This is a genomic window from Streptomyces flavovariabilis (genome assembly GCF_000725785.1).
In the GTDB taxonomy this organism is placed as follows: Bacteria; Actinomycetota; Actinomycetes; order Streptomycetales; family Streptomycetaceae; genus Streptomyces; species Streptomyces hawaiiensis.
The window spans coordinates 12,457-29,798 of the sequence record NZ_JNXD01000009.1 but is presented as its reverse complement, the minus strand read 5'-3'; the positions used below and the strand labels follow the sequence as shown (position 1 = coordinate 29,798).

At 69.1% G+C, this 17,342-nt stretch carries 15 protein-coding genes; 3 read left to right on the top strand and 12 right to left on the bottom strand.

Annotation, left to right across the window (positions count from 1 at the left end; all coding sequences use genetic code 11):
* Positions 1–106: 106 nt before the first annotated feature.
* From IO24_RS0117120 to IO24_RS0117105, 4 genes are all read right to left on the bottom strand, one after another.
* Positions 107–481: a roadblock/LC7 domain-containing protein gene (locus tag IO24_RS0117120; RefSeq protein ID WP_031136637.1), complete on the bottom strand. Its 375-nt coding sequence runs from the start codon at positions 479–481 to the stop codon at positions 107–109.
* Positions 482–552: 71 nt separating this feature from the next.
* Positions 553–1,074 (bottom strand): roadblock/LC7 domain-containing protein, encoded by a 522-nt coding sequence (locus tag IO24_RS0117115; protein ID WP_031136635.1) that lies wholly within the window; start codon positions 1,072–1,074, stop codon positions 553–555.
* Between the two features lie 38 nt (positions 1,075–1,112).
* Complete coding sequence (locus IO24_RS0117110) at positions 1,113–1,961, bottom strand: hypothetical protein (RefSeq protein ID WP_031136633.1); 849 nt, start codon at positions 1,959–1,961, stop codon at positions 1,113–1,115.
* Positions 1,958–2,371 carry a hypothetical protein gene (locus IO24_RS0117105; RefSeq protein ID WP_031136632.1) on the bottom strand — a complete coding sequence of 138 codons (414 nt, stop codon included), beginning with the start codon at positions 2,369–2,371 and terminating at the stop codon, positions 1,958–1,960. Before IO24_RS0117105 ends, IO24_RS0117110 begins: the two co-directional genes overlap by 4 nt.
* Before the next feature lie 422 nt (positions 2,372–2,793).
* Here IO24_RS0117105 and IO24_RS0117100 point away from each other — a divergent pair, with 422 nt between their 5' ends.
* Positions 2,794–3,309: a transposase gene (locus IO24_RS0117100; protein ID WP_157851261.1), complete on the top strand. Its 516-nt coding sequence runs from the start codon at positions 2,794–2,796 to the stop codon at positions 3,307–3,309.
* A gap of 110 nt (positions 3,310–3,419) precedes the next feature.
* Here IO24_RS0117100 and IO24_RS0117095 read toward each other — a convergent pair whose 3' ends face one another.
* The 4 genes from IO24_RS0117095 to IO24_RS0117080 form a co-directional block, all read right to left on the bottom strand.
* The gene (locus IO24_RS0117095) at positions 3,420–4,382 is read right to left on the bottom strand and encodes a sugar phosphate isomerase/epimerase family protein (RefSeq protein WP_031136628.1); all 963 of its coding nucleotides are present in this window, start codon (positions 4,380–4,382) and stop codon (positions 3,420–3,422) included.
* Between the two features lie 335 nt (positions 4,383–4,717).
* Positions 4,718–5,737 carry a Gfo/Idh/MocA family protein gene (locus IO24_RS0117090; protein ID WP_031136626.1) on the bottom strand — a complete coding sequence of 340 codons (1,020 nt, stop codon included), beginning with the start codon at positions 5,735–5,737 and terminating at the stop codon, positions 4,718–4,720.
* 95 nt (positions 5,738–5,832) lie between these two features.
* Positions 5,833–6,852, bottom strand: coding sequence for a sugar ABC transporter substrate-binding protein (locus IO24_RS0117085; RefSeq protein WP_031136625.1), 1,020 nt, complete (start codon positions 6,850–6,852; stop codon positions 5,833–5,835).
* A gap of 121 nt (positions 6,853–6,973) precedes the next feature.
* On the bottom strand, positions 6,974–7,756 hold the full coding sequence (locus IO24_RS0117080; protein WP_031136623.1) for a TIM barrel protein: 783 nt from the start codon (positions 7,754–7,756) through the stop codon (positions 6,974–6,976).
* A 181-nt stretch (positions 7,757–7,937) separates the two neighbouring features.
* Between IO24_RS0117080 and IO24_RS0117075 the strand changes: the two genes are divergently transcribed.
* Positions 7,938–8,972 carry a LacI family DNA-binding transcriptional regulator gene (locus tag IO24_RS0117075; RefSeq protein WP_031136621.1) on the top strand — a complete coding sequence of 345 codons (1,035 nt, stop codon included), beginning with the start codon at positions 7,938–7,940 and terminating at the stop codon, positions 8,970–8,972.
* Between the two features lie 419 nt (positions 8,973–9,391).
* On the opposite strand, the gene IO24_RS0117070 is transcribed toward IO24_RS0117075, so the two are convergent.
* The 4 genes from IO24_RS0117070 to IO24_RS0117055 all read right to left on the bottom strand — a co-directional run bounded on the left by IO24_RS0117070 (position 9,392) and on the right by IO24_RS0117055 (position 16,078).
* The gene (locus IO24_RS0117070; protein WP_234335246.1) at positions 9,392–11,158 is read right to left on the bottom strand and encodes a cellulase family glycosylhydrolase; all 1,767 of its coding nucleotides are present in this window, start codon (positions 11,156–11,158) and stop codon (positions 9,392–9,394) included.
* A 1,045-nt stretch (positions 11,159–12,203) separates the two neighbouring features.
* Complete coding sequence (locus IO24_RS0117065) at positions 12,204–13,532, bottom strand: enolase C-terminal domain-like protein (protein ID WP_037667986.1); 1,329 nt, start codon at positions 13,530–13,532, stop codon at positions 12,204–12,206.
* Positions 13,533–13,618: 86 nt separating this feature from the next.
* Positions 13,619–14,956 carry a gluconate:H+ symporter gene (locus IO24_RS0117060; RefSeq protein ID WP_031136614.1) on the bottom strand — a complete coding sequence of 446 codons (1,338 nt, stop codon included), beginning with the start codon at positions 14,954–14,956 and terminating at the stop codon, positions 13,619–13,621.
* Positions 14,957–15,118: 162 nt separating this feature from the next.
* Positions 15,119–16,078, bottom strand: a complete 960-nt coding sequence (locus IO24_RS0117055; protein WP_031136612.1) for a 5-dehydro-4-deoxyglucarate dehydratase — start codon at positions 16,076–16,078, stop codon at positions 15,119–15,121.
* A 119-nt stretch (positions 16,079–16,197) separates the two neighbouring features.
* Between IO24_RS0117055 and IO24_RS0117050 the strand changes: the two genes are divergently transcribed.
* Positions 16,198–16,986 (top strand): IclR family transcriptional regulator, encoded by a 789-nt coding sequence (locus tag IO24_RS0117050; protein ID WP_031136610.1) that lies wholly within the window; start codon positions 16,198–16,200, stop codon positions 16,984–16,986.
* Positions 16,987–17,342 lie beyond the last annotated feature (356 nt).

Below are 17,342 nucleotides of genomic sequence, written 5' to 3'. Positions count from 1 at the left end.
GATCCACCGTAGACGCGGCCGGCTGCGCGCCCGTCGTCACCGTGCGGCGTGCCGGGGCCCTCCGCGACGTGTCAGTGGCGGAGGGCTCCCGTCCGGCGGTGCCGGTTCAGACCTCCAGGTCGGCTTCGATGCGGCGCAACTGGTGGCGGGCCATCGCGAGGTTGGCCCGGCTCCCGTCGAGCACGAGGTAGAGGAAGAGTCCGCTGCCACCGCGGCCCTTCAGGAGGCGGATGAGGTGGTACTGGGTGTTGAGGGTGATCAGGATGTCCTCGATCTCCTCCTTCAGCCCCAGATGTTCCATGGTGCGCAGCTTGGACCGCACGACGTCGGTGTTGCCCGCGGCGGCGACTTCCAGGTTGAAGTCCTTGCCGCCGCCGAGGGTGCCGAGGGCCATGCCGCTGGTGTAGTCGACGAGTGCGACGGCCGTCGCTCCGTCGATGGAGCTCAGGCATTCCTTCAGCGCGGTCTCCGTGTTGGCCATGCGCTCGGTTCCTTTCATCGGTCTTCTACTTCGGTCTTCTACTTCGGTGGGTCGGAAGGGTTCGGGTGTGTTCAGATGCCGGTGTGCGGGCGCGGCTGGTGCGTGGGCCGCTGCGGGGTGCGTACCGGGAGGGTGCCGATGGGGCGGTCGGTGGCCGGGAGCACCGTGGCGAGGTGCTCTTCGGGCGCCGGCCGGTCGGCGTGGCGGCCGGTCCCAGGGGCCACGCGCGTGGCGACCAGGTCGGCGATCCGTGCGCCGCTGCGCCTGCCTTCCAGGTGGAGCCGGCCGACGTTGACGCGGTCCTCGGCGAGCAGGGTGAGTACGGCGGTCGTTCCGGCGGCGTAGGTGGCGACGTAGCCTCCGGAGCCCCGGACGAGCAGTTCGCGGAAGTCGCCGCGGGCGGCGGCGTCGGTCATGCGGTAGGCCACGCCGAGGGCGGCGGCGGTGAGCGCCGCGAGGCCCTCCGGTTCGGTATCGGGCACGTCGTGGGCGAGGACGAGTCCGTCGACGGTGGCGGCGAGGGAGCCCGTCAGCCGGGGTATGCGGGTGCGGAGCCGACGCAGTTCGTCCAGGACGTCGGTCTCGACGGCCATGAGCAGTCTCCTTTCGGCACGCTGTCTTCGCGCGCGGATCACAGTGCCTCCAAGGCGTGCAGCAGCCGTCGCAGCAGTGCGGTGTCGGGCTCGTCCGATGTCGTGGGACGAGGGGTGGCGCCCGGCTCGGCGGACACGGTGGCGGGGGCGGACGCAGGGGCTGAGGCAGGGGCACGGGCAGGGGCTGGGGAGGGGACGGGGGCCGGGGGTGCCACGGGGGTCACGAGCCCGGCGGCGGCGAGGCGGCGGAGTTCGACGAGGGTGTGGAAGGTGCGGCAGGCGAGGGCCGTGGCGATCTGGGCGGCGGTGCGGACACCGTCGACCTGGGCGAGGGTCCGGCCGCGGCGGGCCGGCAGGTCGGCGGTGTCCGGCCCGGGCACGCGGGCGAGAGGCGCACGGTCCACGTCGGGTTCGGGCCATATGCGGTGCAGCAGTTCACGGCGGCGTCTGGACTCGCGCAGGACGGTGTCCACCGGCACGGGACGGACGGCGCCGAGCCAGTGTGCGGCTCCGGGCCGGAACCGGAGCGCCGGTCCGTCGTGGGCGAGGACGAAGTACGCCGCGTCGAAGAGGGCCCCCAGATGGCACAGTTCCAGCGCGCCGGCGGCGAGGTGGCCGCTGTCCACCAGCTGCCGTCCGACACGGCAGCGGCGGCCGGCCCGGTCGATCGCCTCCCACCAGCCGTCCGGGGCGAGCGCACCGCTGTGGGTGAGCAGGTCGCCGAGGTCGGGTGTGACGGCGGATTCGACGTGGACGACGTGTCCCGCCGCGAGGTAGACCATCCCCGACTCGGTGGACAGGGCGCCGGTCGCACCCTGCGCGGCGAGGGTGCCGAGCATGGCCGAGGCCGGTTCGCCCGAGCGCGGCGTCTTGGTCGGGATGGTCATCCGAGCACCAGCCCGTCCGCCATCTCGGCCAGCCGGATGCGGGCGAGGGCCAGGTTCCCTTCGCGGCGGTCGAGCCATAAATGCACGAACACGGTGCTGTCGAAGGTCGTGGTGACGAACCTGAGCAGGTGGTACGAGTCGGCGTTCGTGATGATCAGGTCCTGCACGGGGGGTTCCTTGCCGGACGCCTCACCCGGGCTGCCTGCGTCGCCGCTGGTCAGGGCGAGGGCGCCGCTCTCGGTCGCGAGGCGGGCGAGTTCGGCGGTTTCCGCAGCCGTCGCCTCCACATCGCCACCGGGTGCGTCACCCACCGCGCCCAAGGCAAGACCACTGATCCAGTCGACCACCGACGCCCCTCGAGCACCTGGCAGACGCATGGCCTCCAGCAGACTCTCGTCGATTCCGGGCACGCCGAATCCCCTCCCCCTGCACGGCCGTTCCCGCGAACGTGAGCACGAGACTACGCACGGTGCTCGGCACAGGTGAACGCTTTGGCATTTTCCAAGGGAATGTGCAGGGAGGCGGTCGGGGGTTGAACGGGGTTGATCGGAAGCGGGCAGGATGCATCGCAGGGCACCGCAGGACAGTTGGCCGCCCATGCTGACCTGTACCTTCACGAGTCAGGCACACCATGGCATCCCTGCCACGATTCTCGTGTTCGACAAGCTTTCGCAGGGTTTCGCAGGACTGATGCTGACCACTTGCTGACTTTACTGATGAGTTATCAGATCGATTCGGAGGCCTCGTCCGCGCCGTCCCGCATCCGCCCCAGCGATGTCGGCCGGCCCGGGCGTCGGCTCCCGCGACCCCGCTGCTGCGGCTCAGGCGGACCTTGTCACGGGACCGTCGCACCACCACCGGACAGCAGGTCACCGCCCGACTGATCGTGCGCCGCGTCAAGCGCCTGAGGGCCGGTACCGTCCCCGCCGGGCAGGGCACGCTCTTCGATACCTGGCGCTACCACGCCGCGTTCACCAACTCCCCGCTCGCCTTGAGGGATGCCGAGCGTGATCACCGCCGGCACGCTGTCGTCGAGCAGGTGATCGCCGATGTCAAGAACAGCGGCTTCGCCCACGCGCCGTCCGGTCATTTCCAGGCCAATGCCGCGTGGCTCGCCCTGGCGGCCCTGGCACACAACCTGTCCCGCGCCGCCAGCGCCCTGGCCTCCGCGTTCCATGCCTGGGCGACCACCGCCACCATCCGTGACCGCCTGATCAACGCGCCCGCCCGCCTGGCCCGCTCCGCCCGCGGCCTCACCCTGCACCTGCCCGAACGCTGGCCCTGGAGCGAGGACTTCACCCAGCTGTTCAGCACGGTGCATGCACCGCCGCCCTCTGACGCTCCCTGAGCGACCTGCCCGAAAGGGCCTGAGACCTGTGGACAAGGAAGAGCTGGGCAGACCAGCGGCCACCCCATGCCCGAAACGATCAACCGGGAATCAAGCCGGTGGAACCGGGCTCAGATCTCCTGGGGCTTGTAGGAGCTGGGTTCGCACAGGGCGACGCGACCTAGGAGGTCGACGGTTTTGGTGACGCCCTCAACGGGGTCCACAAGAACGTCCTCGTGCTCGATGCTCAGGACGTCGTCGTAGCCGGCTCGGCGCAGGGCGAGACAGAAAGCACGCCAGAACGCGTCGTCGTGGCCGTAGCCGAGGGTGACGTAGTTCCAGGAGCGTTCCTTGGCGGCCATGACCGGGAGGGTCTCCAGCCTGCTGGTCAGGGCCTGGCGGGAGGGTTCCAGCCGGGTGTCCTTGGCGTGCACGTGGTAGATCGCCTCACCCAGGGCCTCGATGGCGGCCAGCGGATCGGCACCCATCCACATCAGATGACTGGGGTCGAAGTTGGCACCGACCACAGGCCCGACCTCCTCACGCAGGCGCAGGAGGGTGGGGACGTTGTAGACCGCCTGGTGGGCGTGCATCTCCAGAGCGAGCTTGGGTACGCCCCGGTCACGCGAGTGGGCGACGAGGTCTCGCCAGTACGGGAGTACGGCCTCGGTCCATTGCCAGTCGAGGATCTGTGTGGTCTCCGGCGGCCAGGAGACGGTGATCCAGTTGGGGTTGGCGTCGCCCGGCCCGCCCGGCAGCCCGGACATCATCACCACGCGGTCGACGCCGAGGAGCGGGGCGAGAGCGATCGTCCTGCGCGTGACCTGGTCGTGCTCGCGGCCGCTGGGCCCGGGGTGCAGAGGGTTGCCTGAGCAGGTGAGGGCGCTGATCGTGAGCCCTCGGTCGGCGACCTTGGCCAGCAGTTCACGGCGCGCGCTGTCGCTGTCGAGAAGCCGGTCGATGTCGATGTGCGGGGCGGTGGACCAGGCGCCGGTGGCGAACTCCACGTGGTCTAGGCCGAGTTCGCGGGCCAGGTCCAGGGTCTCGTCGAGCGTGAGGTGCCCGACGCTGTCGGTGTTCAGACCGATCTTCATCGGAATCCTTTCGTGGATACCCCCGGCTTCACCCGGGGGAGGAAGCGAAACTCCTGCGGAGCAGGGCATAGAGGTGGGATGCGCCGTCAGGGCGGATCACAGTGTCCTGACCGGCAGCTGGTTTGTGGGCGTGGCCGTGCACCCTGTGAAGCGGGCGTTCAAGTACCGCTTCTATCCGAGTGATGGGCAGTCGGCGATGAAGCAGAAAACCCCACTGCGCGAGCCGTAGGAATCCCCTCGTTCACGAGCAGGAGGAAGTCAAGATGCGTCCCGTCCGGGGTGTGGTCGGGCGGGGAGCGGCCCTCCCAGCTGGTTCGGTGTGCCGGCGGTGGGGGTCAGGTGTAGAGGGCTGGGCGGTCGGCGAGTTCCACCTCGACGCGGCGGCCCTCGGTCTGGGCGCGGATGCCCGCCTCGCAGACCGCAGCCACGGCGTAGCCGTCCCAGGCACTGGGGCCGGTGACCTCGCCGCGCCGGGTGGCGTCGATCCATGCCTGGACCTCGCGGTCGTACGCTTCCTCGAACCGCTCGACGAAGCCGGGGGTGACCGTGCCGCCCCAGCGTCCGCCGGTGGTGACGAGCATGTCGTGCGGGTCGCCGATGCGGGCGGTGCCGTGCTCGCACACCGCCTCGGCCTGGACCTGGTAGCCGTAGCGGGCGTTGACGTAGATCTCGACGTCGACCAGGGCGCCGCCGTCGGTTTCGAAGACGACGAACTGGGGATCGGCCAGTCCTTCGGGCGCGTTGCCGGAGGGCCGCGGCCGCAGCACCGTGACGGACGTGATCTCCTGGCCGAGCAGCCAGCGGGTGATGTCCATCTCGTGGGTCACGGAGTCGTTGATGAGCATGGCGCTGGTGAAGTCCGGCGGGCAGGACGGGTTGCGGTGCCGGTTGTGCAGCATCAGCGGCCGGCCCAGTTCCCCGCTGTCCAGCAGCGCTTTGAGCTTGATGTACTCGTGGTCGTAACGGCGCATGAAGCCCACCTGCACCCGGCGGTGCCCGAGCCGCTGCTCGGCCTCCAGCACGCGCAGGGCGGAGGCGGCGTCGGGGGTGAGGGGCTTCTCGCACAGGACGGGCAGGTCGTGCTCGAACGCGGTGAGCAGTGCCGCCTCGTGGGCGACGCCCGGGGAGGCGAGCAGCACCGCGTCGACGTCGGGTGAGGCCATCGCTTCGGCGACGTCGCCGTAGGCCGCGCATCCGTCGACGTCGGCGGCGACCGTCTTGGCGCGATCGATGTCGACGTCGACGACGGCGGCCACATGGGCGCCGCTGGTCACCTCGCTGATCCGGCGTACGTGGTCGGCTCCCATGCGGCCGGCGCCGATCACGGCGACTCCGAGGGAGGTGCGGTAGGTCATGTGGTTCCTTGACTTGAGGGTGGGCGATGGCGGTGACGGTCAGCAGAGGGCCGGCCGAACCCACATGGGTCCGGCCGTGACCCGGGTCGTACGCGTCACCGTGTTCCCTTGGCCGCGAACGTGGCGACGGCCTCGACGTTGGACTTGTCGACGAAGGCCGGGCCGGTCAGCACGGGCGCCACGCCACCGCCGCTGTAGTTGCCGTTGTTCTTGTAGAGCCAGAGGGAGTCGACCGCCAGGTAGCCCTGCAGATAAGGCTGCTGGTCGACGGCGAACTCGATGCTGCCGCCCTGGATCGCCTTCACGAGTTCCTTGTTGAGGTCGAAGGTGGCGACCTTGGCCTTGCTGCCGCCGTCGGACACCGCCTGCGTGGCGGTCAGCGCGACCGGGGCGGCGAGGGTGACGACGTAGTCGATGGAAGGGTCCTGCTTGAGCTTGGCGGTGATGGTCGACTTCACGGACGGCATGTCGGCACCGTTGACGAACAGGTTTTCCGTCGTGCCCGAGAAGCCCTTCTTGACGCCCGCGCAGCGTGCCTCGAGGGCGACCTGGCCCTGTTCCTGAATGACACAGGCGACCTTCTTGGCACCGAGGGAACTCAGCTTCTTGCCGACCGCCTCGCCCGCGACGGTCTCGTCCTGGCCGAAGTACTGGAGCAGGCCCTGCTTCTGCCAGTCGTCCACACCGGAGTTGAAGCCGACCACGGGTATACCGGCCCGCACTGCCTTGGCCACGGTGCCCTTCATGGCATCGGGCTTGGCGAGGGTGACGGCGATGCCGTCGACCTTCTGGTCGATCGCGTTCTGCACCAGGTTGGCCTGGTTGCCCCCGTTCGGGTCGGAGGAGTAGACCAGCTTGACGTTGTCCTTGGCGGCCGCGGCCTGGGCGCCCTTGCGGATGGTGTCCCAGAACGTGTCACCGGGGACTGCGTGGGTGATCATCGCGATGGTCATGCGGGGCGTGGTGGCCTTGCCGGCAGAGACGCCACCGGCGCTCTCCTCCGACTTCTTGCCGCCCGAGTTGCTGGAGCAGCCGGCGAGTGCCAGGACTGTACTGGCGGCCACGGCCACCAAGACGGTGAATCTGCGGGAGCGGGAGGAAAGCGAGCGGTTCATTTTCGGCACCTCACTGTGCTGACTTGCGGGAAGGGGTGATCCACCGGCGGGACGCAGACACATCCCGTTGCGGGTCGGGCGGGGAGCTATTGGGTGGCCTGCTGTGTGACTCGGGGTGGGATCAGAGGGTGAACGCGGCGCGGAACCGCTCCATGGCGGTGTGACTGTCGCCGGAGGGCCATGCCTCCAGGGCGACCGTGCCGTCGTAGCCGAGGTCGGTGAGGGCGCGGGCGACGGCCGGATAGTTGATCTCTCCGGTGCCGGGTTCGCAGCGGCCGGGCACGTCGGCGACCTGGATCTCTCCGATCAGGCCGGCGCCGTGCGCGCGGCGGATCAGTTCGATGAGGTTTCCCTCGCCGATCTGGGCGTGGTACAGGTCCAGATTCATCCGCAGACCGGGCCGATCGACTGCCGCGACCAGGGCGTAGGTGTCGGCGGCCCGCGCGAACGGGACGCCGGGGTGGTCGACGGCGGTGTTGAGGTTCTCCAAGGTGAAGGTGACGCCCGCGCTCTCACCCAGTTCGGCCAGGCGGGTGAGCGTGCGGTGGGCGGTGATCCACATGTCGCCGGTGGCCTCGCCGGTCACCGGCACCACGGGCAGGCCCTCGCCGTCCAGGCCGGTGCCGTGCAGGTTGAGCCGGGGGCAGCCGAGATGCTCGGCGGCCTTGATCGATTCCCCGGCTGTGCGCAGGAGTTCGGCTGCGCCGTCCGGGTCGGTCAGGGTGCCGCGGATGTAGCCGGTCATCGAGGAGAACTCGGCGGGGGTCTGGGCCAGTGCGTCCAGGTCGTGCCGGGTCCAGTCCCAGATCTCCACCTGGAAGCCGGCCTCGTGGATGCGCCGGGCCCGCTCCTCGATCGGCAGGTCGCGGTAGACCATCTCGGCACAGACCGCCAACGTGTACATCGCAGCTCCAGACTTATAACGTTCTAAGAAAACAGGAGCAGTACGCCAGGCGCCGGGCAGCCTGTCAAGGGTTTGTGCGGACATTTGATTTATAACGTTGTAACAACGGTGACCAGTGCGTGTCCTGCTTGGCTCGGTCTACGATCACCTCGGAGAAGACCCTCGATCAGGAAGGCCGACGGTGCCATCGCGCTCTGCCGTCCCGGACGGAAAGCGGCCGACGCTCAGCGACCTCGCGGCGCGGGCGGGTGTCTCCGTGCCGCTTGCCTCCATGGTCATGCGCGGTGCCAAGGGGCCCAGCGCGGCGAGTCGCGAGCGGGTGCTGCGGGCCGCGCAGGAGATCGGCTACCGGCCGGACAGCAGGGCCCGCCTCCTGCGCAGCAGCCGCTCGCACCTGGTGGGAGTGCAGTTCGACCTGCGACAGCCCTTCCACGCCGACATGGTTGAGGCGCTCTACGCCGCGGCGGGGGCGGCCGGCTACCAGATCGCGCTCAGCGCCGTCGCTGCGAGCCGCAGCGAACAGGAGGCGGTGGAGATGCTGCTCGCCGACCGCTGCGAGGCGCTGATCCTGCTCAGCCCCCATGCCCCGGCGGCCCGGCTGGCAGAACTCGCGGCGCAGCTTCCCGTCGTCTCCGTAGCCCGCCGGCTGCGTCCGCTGGCCGACGGCGTCGACGTCGTCCGCGCGGCCGACGACGAGGGCGCCCGCCAGGCGGTCGACCACCTCGTGGCACTGGGCCACCGCGACATCGCCCACATCGACGGGGGCAGGGCGCCGGGCGCGGCCGACCGGCGCCGCGGCTACAAGTCGGCCATGCAGCACCACGGCCTCACCGACCGCGTCCGCCTCGTGCCGGGCGGGCTGACCGAGGACCATGGCGCGGCAGCCGCACGAACACTCCTCGCCGAGGCGGCCCGCCCCACCGCCGTCCTCGCCTTCAACGACCACTGCGCCATCGGCGTCCTCGACACCTTCCTGCGCGCCCGTATCCCTGTGCCCGACGAGATCTCGGTCGTCGGATTCGACGACAGCCACCTCGCCCGCCTCGCCCATGTCCAACTCACCACGGTCGGGCAAGAAGCGCGCCAGCTGGCGCGCCGGGCTGTGAGCCGGGCCGTCGCCCGGCTGGAGGGTGGGGCGGCGGACGACGAACGAGAAGTCGTCGTCACACCACACCTCGTCATACGAAGCACCACCAGGGCACCTTGCCGCTCCTGACCCGCGCTGCTCCAGTCCCGGCCCCATCTGGTCGAAGTTCCACGGCGGCCCCGAAGGACGACCCGCGGCTGTCCGCCGAGGGACTCACCTGCATCCAGGCGGACGCGCGAGCCAAGGAGGCAGGCAAGCGGACGAACGCGGATTTACCACTCCGCCGACGTCCTTTCCTGGCTGCGGGAACGCGGCATCGTCGCCCGGATCGTTCGGCCGGGCATCGAGTCCTCCGAACAGCTCTGGCGGCACCGCTGGGAGATCGAGCGGTCTCCTGGCTGTTCGGCTCCGCCGCCTCACCATTCGGTACGAACGAAAAGGCAGCCACCTCCTCGTCTTCCTTGGCCTCGCCGCCGCCCTGACCTGCTACAAGAGACGTGCCGAACTCACCACGTGTGATATCGCCGCATTCCTGGTGGACCCGTTTTTCAGGCAGAGGTGCCCGTGACCGCGGTGCCGGACCTGGTCAGCGTGTACGTCAGGATCGCCCCGCTCCAGAAGTGGAAGGTGAGGGTCACGGTGGTGTTGTCGGTGACACCGTCGAAGAACGCGGTCGGCAAGGTGATCGTGCCTGCGGTGTAGTCCGGTGTGAAGGCCACATTGAACTGCTGGTACGTCGTCCAGGACTGCGGACCGGCGGCGGTGCCGTCGGCGTAGACGGCTTCCATGGTCGCCAACTTGTCGCCGTTGAACGCGGTGGGTATCACCAGTGAGGCTGTCGTACCCGTCGCGCTCGTCAGGACCGGCTTGTCATAGGTGATGACGTTGACGGTCCAGGGAATTCCGTCGGTGAACCGGAGGGACAGGACGGCATTCGTGCCGTACTCCTGCGACGCGGTCAGCCGGCTGAGCGTCGCCGCTGCGATCGTCAGCGTGTTGCCGCTGACGGTGTAGTCCACGCCCCGGATCAGGGGGCGGGTGCCGACATCGATCCTCAGCAGCCTGGTGCCGTTGAGGTTCAACGTGATCGTCGCGTCCGTTTGGGTCTTGCCCTTGGGAACGAAGAGCTGATCGGTGGACGCGGTGCCGGAGCGCCCGGTCCAGCTGGACCGTATCTGCGCATAGAGGCTCGGGTCGTTCCATTGCAGGGTGCGGCGGTTGAAGCGACTGCCGTTGTCCCACAGCATCGTGGTCAAGCCCCGGTGGCGCGCGTAGTAGCCGAGATACTCAAGGTACTTGAGCGTCTCGCCCTGTTCGACCGTGCCGGGGCCGGAGTCCCAGCCGAGCAGCCCGTACTCACCGACGACGACCGGGATCCCCTTGGCCACGAAGGCCCTGTGCAGCAGGTCGAACGTGTCGGTCAGGTCCTGCTGGGTGGTCGCGTTGAAGGTCGTGTAGCCGGCGAGGTTCACGCTGAAGGGCCAGAAGCTGTAGTAGTGGATCGAGGCCACGAGGTTGGGGTCGTCGAGCGCGGAGAAGGTGGCGAGCAGGGTGTCGATCTTGGGCTGATCCGGGGTGTCCCCGAGGGTCGGCATGACGAGCAGGCGGTCGGCATTGCCTCCGCCGGTCGCGCGCACGACGGAGTGGAATGTCGTGTTGAGCTCGTTCATCAGAACGGCGTTCTGCTGATCGCCGGAGCTGCCGGTGAAGAAGGGCTCGTTGATGCTCTCGAAAAGCAGTCGGCGCGGCTCGTCCCGGAAGGTGGCCGCGATCTGCTGCCAGGTGGCCGTGTACTGGGCCAGGACCGCGTCATGCTGGGTCGGCATGTTCGGCACCCACTGCCACGCGTCGCCGTGCATGTTGATCAGAACGTAAAAACCGTCGGCCAAGGCCCAGTCGACCACCTGCTTGATCCTGGCCAGGAACACCGGGTCAAGGGTATAGGTCGGAGCCGAACCCTCGTGCTGGCCCCAGGTCACCGGGATCCGGATGCTTCTGAAGCCCTGCGCCTTCAGCCTGCGGAAAAACGCCTGGGTCACCCGCGGGTTGCCCCACGCCGTCTCGTCGGCGCCGATGGCCTCGAAGCTGTTGCCCAGATTCCAGCCGGGCTGCATGTTTGCGACTACGTCCAGCGCGGACGCCGACGCGGCGGAAGCAGTGGACCGGGCAGCGGCCTGGGCGGCCGTCGGGATGGACAACGCCGTGGCGGCGAGGGCCGCGGAGGTCGTCATGACCTGGCGACGAGTGAAACCGGTTGAACTCGGCATAGAACTCTCCATTGAGTCGAAAGTCCTTCCCCATGTCGAAGACGTCATCGTCGAAGCGCTTCGACACGTTGCGGGAGCCTAGCGCAACCTGACGACGGAGAGAACGGGCTGATCCGCATGGAACCTCAATCGAGTTCGAAAGGGTGCGCGTCGAAGCGCTTCTCTCCATGGGGCGTCAGGCGCGGCGTCACGCAAGCTCGTCGGGTTTCCCTGCTCATCTGCAGTTGCTGCCGACCGGGCCGACGCTCACGCAGCGGGGGATCTCACGCCTTCTCTGCACCCGGCCCGCGAGCAGCGGACCGGAAATTCCGGCAAGCCACTGGCCATCGAGGCGCTTCCAGCGGCTGTCCCTTCACGCAACGCTGCTCAACACCTCGAAGCGTGAGCCGGGCCTGGAGTGACGGTCGGAGGCCGAGCCTGGCGGGGCCCGCTCCGGAAGTTGAGACCGCCCGCCGCTTTGGGCTGCCGTTGGCCGTCGAGTGGAAGAACCTGGTGAGGAGGTCGGCCGCATCCAGGCCGAACTCGCCCTCGGGCGGCGGCAGGACGGGAGTGGACGATCGTCCGCAGGCGCAGGTGTGTCGCTGGCGCAGCCGACGACGCGCGTACGCCTCGACGGGCTGCGAGTCGGTCACCCCTCCCGCCAGGCCCTGCGGTGCCCGGTCACTTTCTTCGCGGTCCTGAAAGAGGGCTGCTGGCCTCCGGGCCCGGCATGACTGTTGCCCCTTGGCGAACGGATGAGGAACGGCCGACCTGGGGCCGGCCGGGCCCGGGAGGTGCCGTCGGAGACGCTGACGAGAGGTCCGGCCACCGTCCCTAACCCGCCACCGCCCCGGCGTGGTGTGGGTGACGCCGGCCGCTGCCGTCAGCCACCGCACCGGAACCGGCTCCTTCGGAGCGGCCGTGTGACAGGCGGGAGTGCCGGAATCAAAGCATCGACGGGTGCCTCTCCAGCGCACCGCGGCCCGGACGGCCCCCTGCACACCGCCGCAATGGACGGGATGGCCCTTGCAATCGCCCCTGATCTGCGATGCTGCTCCGTTAGAGGACGGTGCTCTCATCAGGACCGAACGAAGGCGGGTCCACGGACAGTCGCCTACCGAACCAGGCAGGGGCGCCTACTGTCGAACTTCCAGTCAGGAATGAGGTATTGCATCGTGACTGCGTCGTCGCGGCCCCCCAACCCCTTTTCCTGGTAGAGATCGTGGGCTGCGAGGAGCCGGTCCATGTCGAGGTGGACGCCCAGCCCCGGCGCGTCCGGAACCGCGATCTCACCACCGGTGATGAGCGGTGGGGCGGTGGTGAGGCGTTCCAGCCCTTCCTGCCATATCCAGTGGGTGTCCAGGGCGTTGTACTCGCCGGGGGCCGCGGCGCCGCAGTGGGTCACCATGGCCAGGGAGATGTCGAAGTGGTTGTTGGAGTGGCAGCCCCAGGTCAGTCCCATCGCGTTGCACAGCTGCGCCACCCGGACAGAGCCCTGCATGGTCCAGAAGTGTGGGTCGGCCAGCGGGATGGAGACCGACTGGAGGGCCAGAGCGTGGGTCATCTGACGCCAGTCGGTGGCGATCATGTTGGTCGCGGTGGGAAGGCCGGTGGCGCGGCGGAACTCGGCGAGGATCTCCCGTCCGGAGTAGCCGTCCTCGGCTCCGCAGGGGTCCTCGGCGTAGGCGAGCGTGCCGACCAGCGGCCGGCACAGTTCGATCGCCTCGCTCAGTGACCACGCGCCGTTCGGGTCGAGGGTGATGCGGGCCTCGGGGAAGCGGTCCTTGAGAGCTCGTACGGCCGCGACCTCCTCGGCGCCATTGAGGACGCCCCCCTTGAGCTTGAAGTCCCGGAATCCGTAGTGGCCGTAGGCCGCCTCGGCCTGACGGACGATCGCCTCGGGCGTCAGGGCCTCCTCGTGCCGGACCCGGTACCACTCAACGGGGGAGTCGGGTTCCCGGACGTACTCCAGGTCGGTCCGGTCTGGGTTACCCACGTAGAAGAGGTAGCCCAGCACCCGTACGGAATCGCGCTGTTGCCCGTCGCCCAGGAGCGCCGCGACGGGCACGTCGAGGTGCTGCCCGAGCAAGTCGAGCAGGGCGGACTCGATGGCGGTGACCGTGTGGACGGTGGTGCGCAGGTCGAAGGTCTGGGCGCCCCGTCCGCCGGTGTCGCGGTCGGCGAACCGGTCGCCGATCTCGCGCAGGACGCGCTTGTAGTCGCCCACCTTCGCCCCGACGACCAGCGGTTCGGCGTCGCGCAGCGTCTGCGTGATCTTCTCCCCACCGGGTACTTCGCCCAGTCCGGTGCGTCCCTCGGAGTCGGTGAGGACGACGATGTTGCGGGTGAAGTAGGGGCCGTGGGCGCCGGAGAGGTTCAGCTCCATGCTGTCCCGGCCTGCGACCGGGTAGACGGAGAGCGCCGTGACGGTCGGCTGTCCGATACTCATCGGGTGTCCTTCTGCGGGTGAGACGGTGCGGGTGATCAGAGGTTTCCGGTTCAGAGGGTTCCGGTTCAGAGGGTTCCGGTTCAAAGGCTGAGGATGTCGAGGGCCCACTCGGCCGCCAGGACGCCGCCCAGGCCGAGCACGGCGAGCACCGTCGTGTAGGTGGTGCGGACCTTGATCGCCTCGACGACGGAGAGGTTGAAGTACTCCTTGAACAGCCAGAATCCAGGGTCGTTGACGTGGGAGCACGCGATGGAACCGCAGGCGACGGCGAGCACCATGATCTCCGGGTGGACCCCGCTGCCCGCCAGGAGCGGCAGCACCACGCCGGAGGCCGTGACGACGGCGACCGTCGCCGAGCCGAGCGCGATGCGGAGGATGACGGCGACGAGCCAGGCAAGGATGATCGGCGAGATGGACCAGCCGTCCGTGGCGTCCTTGATGTAGTCGGAGATCCCGCCTTCGACGAGGACGTTCTTGAAGGCCCCGCCGGCGCCGATCACCAGAAGGATCATTGCCATCGCCTTGGCCGCTGAGGTGCAGGAGGCGCTGACGTCGTCCAGGCTGCGGCCGATCCGCGGTCCGAACGCCCACGCCGCCAGGCAAAGGGTCAGCAGCAACGCGATCGGGGCCGAGCCGATGAAGGCGACGGTGTGCAGGAGCGGACTCTCGGTGGAGGTGGCCATGTCGGTCACGGCGGCGGCCACGATCAGCACCACGGGGAAGAGCGCCACGAACAGCGACCACCCCAGCCCGGGCATCTCCTCGTCGGTGAACTCGCGCTCGCCGACCAGTCCCTTGGGGATGGAAGGGTTCATCGCCTTGATGAATGGAAGACGGGGCCAGGTCAGGGCGATGAGCGCACCGGCGGGAACGGCTATGAACAGGCCGTAGAACAACGTGAGCCCGACGGAGGCGTGGAAGGTCGCGGCGACCGCGGTGGGGCCGGGGTGCGGCGGCAGGAAGCTGTGCATGGTGGACAGGGCGATGGACATCGGCAGGCCGACCCACAGCAGCTTCGTTCCGGTGACCCTGACCAGGGTGAAGGCTATGGGCACCACGATGACGAACGCGACCTCGTAGAACATGGTCACGCCGATCAGCATGGATGTGACCACCATGGCCACCTGAACCCCACGGGGGCCGAAAGCGTCCAGGAGCTTGCCGGCTATACGCTGAGCGGCGCCCGAGTCCCCCATGATGCGGCCGACCATGGCACCTAGTCCGATGGTGAGCATGGTGTCGCCGATCTGGCCCCCGATGCCTTCGGAGAGGACGTCCGGGATGGTCGCCACCGGGATTCCCCGGACCAGTGCTACGCCGACCGCCACGAGCAGGAGGGCCGCGAAGCCGTTGACTTTCAGCTTGGTCATGAGGAGCAGCAGAATCAGAACACTGATCCCGACTACGAGCATGGGCATGACAGTTCCCCTTTGAACTGTTGGCTGGGCAGGCGGACGCCCCGTCGGCTCCGGGCGGCCCGATCGGCGTACGGCGAGAACGGCCGCACGTCTCGGAAGGCAGACGGCACTGGCGCGTGGCAGAGCCGGGAGGTGGACGGGCGCGGGAGGTGACCGGGCTCGTCAAGCAGGTCGTCGTACGGCGCCGACCAGGCTCAGACCGTGGTCCAGCACCTTCTCCAGATCGGCAAGGTCGACCGGGCCAGGATCGGTGAGCGGGGCGCGCACCGGGCCGACCGGCAGGCCACGCAGCCTGGCGGCGGCCTTGACCAGGGAGACGGCGTAGCCCGGCACCCGGTCGCGCAGTTCGACCAGCGGGACGTAGAACTCGCGCAGGAGTTTGGTCACGCCCGCGTCGTCCCCGTCCCGCAGAGCGGCGAAGAAGGCGTTCGCGATCTCGGGTGCGAAGGCGTGGACGGCCGACGAGTAGGCGGGCACGCCGACGGTGGCGTAGGCACGGGCCTGGATCTCGGCGGTAGAGGCGCCGTTGAAGAAGAGGAAGCCGTCGGGCGCGGCCAGTGTGAGGCGCTGGAGCCGGTCCAGGTCGCACTGTCCGTCCTTCAGACCGATGACGGTGGGGATGTGCGCGATCCGGCGCAGACTGTCGGCGGTGAAGGCGACCTGACCGCGCTGGTACGCGATGAGTGGCAGCCGGGTGCCGTCGGCGATGTGGCGCAGCTGCTCCACCAGACCGTCCTGTGGGGCACCGACCAGGTAGTGAGGGAGTACCAGCGCGGCGTCCGCACCGGCTTCCTCCGCGATACGGGCGAAGCGCAGCGCCTGTGCCCAGCCGTAGCCGATGCCCGCGACCACCGGCAGCCGCCCGTCGGCGATCTCGACCGTGGTCCGCACGACGGCCCGGTACTCGTCTTCGTCCAGCGAGAAGAACTCCCCGGTCCCGCAGGCCGGGAACACCGCGCCGGGTGCGCTGTCCACCCGGTCGGCCAGGTATGCCCGGTAGGCGTCCAGGTCGAGGCGGCCGTCGTCCCGGAAGCTCGTGAGGGGGAAGGACAGTACCCCGCTCGCCATTCCCTCACGGAGCCGCTGGACGACCCCTGCTGCCTCGGTGCTGATTGCTGTCATGCCTGTCGCCTGTCCCTGTATGCAGATGCTGTCTATGTATGCAGATGGAGGCTAGAACCATGAACCCGATGGGTCAATGGGTGAGCGGACACGAATAGACGCGGATCTACGATGAGCGCATGTCAGAGACGAGAGGCGTTCGCGGGGTGAAGTCAGCGGCCCGGGCCGTCGTGCTGCTGGAACTCCTCGCCGAGCGGGGTGAGCAGCCCTCGCGCCTGGATCAGCTCGCGGAGGAGCTTGGTGTGCCGCGCAGCAGCATGTACCAGCTGCTCCAGACCCTCGTCGAATACGGCTGGGTCCGCACCGATGCCACCGGCTCCCTCTACGGCATCGGCATCCGCGCGCTGCTCACCGGCACCAGCTATCTCGACGGCGACCGGCGCATCCGCCTGGTCCGCCCGTACCTCGACGAGGCGTCGGACGCGCTCGGCGAGACGATCCACATGGCACGACTCGACGGCACGGACGTCGTCTACCTCGCCACCCGCGAGTCCCACGAGTACCTGCGCACCATCAGCCGGGTCGGCCGTCGCGTCCCGGCCCATGCGGGCGCGCTGGGCAAGGCGTTGCTCGCCGAGCGCGCCGACGACGAACTGCCCTTTACGGACGGGCTGTTGACCACCCTCACGAAGAACACGCACACCGACGGTGCCGCACTGCTCGCCGACCTGTCCCAGGTGCGCGAGCGCGGCTACTCCATCGACCGCGAGGAGACGGTGCCCGGTATCGCCGGCTTCGGCTTCGCCCTGCGGTACGACACACCGGCCACCGACGCCATCAGTTGCTCGGTGCCGGTGGCCCGGTTGACCAGGGAACACGAGGCCCGCGTCATCTCCGTGATGCAGGAGATACGAGCGAAGATCGAAACCCGCCTGCCGCCCGTCTCCGGCGTACCCGACTGGCGCTGAGGCCGCGAGCATACGCCCGGCACTTCGTCGTTGAACCGCCGGCGTTCCACCGACCGGACACTCGCCCGCAGTTCCTTCGCTGCCGACGGGGTCGGCCGGGCCACGAGCAGGAAGTCGAGCAGCCGGTCGCCGCCCCGGCCGTCGGCGGTGCCGATCCGGGGCGTCAGGGCGGGCCGTGTGGTCAGGGAGTTCCCGTCACGGCCGGTCAGAGCGAGGTCGCCCATGACCGCGTCGGCCAGGGCGCAGGCCGGCGCGGGCAGCAGGACGACCGCCCGGCGTGGGAACGGGTTGCGGCGGGGTGTGCCAGTGGTCGTACGCAGGTCTTGGCGGATCCGGGCCGTCATCTGCTCCTTGGG

Coding starts and splice junctions, on each gene's coding strand:
- IO24_RS0117120 (WP_031136637.1), bottom strand. CDS start 481: ATGGCCAACACGGAGACCGCGCTGAAGGAATGCCTGAGCTCCATCGAC.
- IO24_RS0117115 (WP_031136635.1), bottom strand. CDS start 1,074: ATGGCCGTCGAGACCGACGTCCTGGACGAACTGCGTCGGCTCCGCACC.
- IO24_RS0117110 (WP_031136633.1), bottom strand. CDS start 1,961: ATGACCATCCCGACCAAGACGCCGCGCTCGGGCGAACCGGCCTCGGCC.
- IO24_RS0117095 (WP_031136628.1), bottom strand. CDS start 4,382: ATGAAGATCGGTCTGAACACCGACAGCGTCGGGCACCTCACGCTCGAC.
- IO24_RS0117090 (WP_031136626.1), bottom strand. CDS start 5,737: ATGACCTACCGCACCTCCCTCGGAGTCGCCGTGATCGGCGCCGGCCGC.
- IO24_RS0117085 (WP_031136625.1), bottom strand. CDS start 6,852: ATGAACCGCTCGCTTTCCTCCCGCTCCCGCAGATTCACCGTCTTGGTG.
- IO24_RS0117080 (WP_031136623.1), bottom strand. CDS start 7,756: ATGTACACGTTGGCGGTCTGTGCCGAGATGGTCTACCGCGACCTGCCG.
- IO24_RS0117070 (WP_234335246.1), bottom strand. CDS start 11,158: ATGACGTCTTCGACATGGGGAAGGACTTTCGACTCAATGGAGAGTTCT.
- IO24_RS0117060 (WP_031136614.1), bottom strand. CDS start 14,956: ATGCCCATGCTCGTAGTCGGGATCAGTGTTCTGATTCTGCTGCTCCTC.
- IO24_RS0117055 (WP_031136612.1), bottom strand. CDS start 16,078: ATGACAGCAATCAGCACCGAGGCAGCAGGGGTCGTCCAGCGGCTCCGT.
- IO24_RS0117050 (WP_031136610.1), top strand. CDS start 16,198: ATGTCAGAGACGAGAGGCGTTCGCGGGGTGAAGTCAGCGGCCCGGGCC.